The following is a 1,020-nucleotide window of genomic DNA, read 5'->3' as shown; positions in this document are numbered from 1 at the left end:
AGCTCATATTCCATTGTTTCCTGAGTCCAGGTCATAAAACGTCGCCAGTGGTATTTAGCCTGCCTCCAGACAATTTCAATCAGATTCAGCTCTGGGCTGTAGGTGGGAAGATAAAGTAAAAACAGGTTGTGCTCCTGTAACCAACGACGTTCTATTTCTTTCTCGAGTCCATGGTGAATACGCGCATTATCTAACACGACAAATGTCAGGCGATCATCTCCTTGTTGGGCGATCTGCTCTAAAAAATCAATGACATCAGCCCGCGTGACATTGTCAGAGATTATCTGGTAAAACAGCGTGTTATCGGTGTAATTTAGCGCCCCCAAGACTGACCGCCTGACATGATTTTGTGGTTCTGTTTCATGAGGCTTACCCCGTGGGCTCCATCCGTATTGCACCGGGGGGGAGGCGTAAAAACCCGCCTCATCAAGATAGATCAGCCGGTAATGCTCCGACCGCGCGACCGCCTTCATTTTATTCAGCAAAGCGGCTTTTTCAGCAAACTCCGCTTCATTGCGTTTTTTTTAAAGACAGGCGGGCTCGTTTATAGGTGAATCCCTGTCTTTTCAGGGTATTTGCCAGCGTCTCAAGCGTACAGGGCAGCGGGCCATGCTTGTCCTCTACTTTCTGTGCGATTCGGGCCAGCGTCAGAGATTCCGCACTGGCGGCGTTAACCGCCGTGGCAATCATATCCGATGTCATAGCGGGATAACGGCCTCCGGCATGGCCACCTAACAATCCGGCTATCCCTGAATCGTGCCAGACGTGAACCCAGTCATAGATAACTCGGAGACTGCATCCTATCTCAACGGCGATCTGACGGGGTTTAAGACCTCTGGCAAGCATGAGTAATCCCGTTCCTCGCGTCCGGATATCCCGGTGTGGATGATTCAAAGCCAGTTGTTGTAATGTAATACGTTCAGGTTCAGACAGCGTGATATTCGATTTCATAAGAACAGTCGGAAAGTCATCAGATTAACGATTATAACACCAATGCAGATAGTTTATCTGATCAACTTA

General features: G+C 48.7%; 2 protein-coding genes. Both read right to left on the bottom strand.

Features of this window, described 5'->3' with window-relative positions:
- Nucleotides 1-473: IS630 family transposase (locus tag Xmir_RS22175; RefSeq protein ID WP_099116111.1), on the bottom strand; the 473-nt coding region annotated here is incomplete at its 3' end.
- A gap of 37 nt (nucleotides 474-510) precedes the next feature.
- Nucleotides 511-951 carry a helix-turn-helix domain-containing protein gene (locus Xmir_RS22170; RefSeq protein WP_099116110.1) on the bottom strand — a complete coding sequence of 147 codons (441 nt, stop codon included), beginning with the start codon at nucleotides 949-951 and terminating at the stop codon, nucleotides 511-513.
- Nucleotides 952-1,020 lie beyond the last annotated feature (69 nt).

The sequence above is a fragment of the Xenorhabdus miraniensis genome (assembly GCF_002632615.1).
Note: the sequence above shows the minus strand (reverse complement) of the source record. Positions and strands in the feature narration are given on the sequence as shown.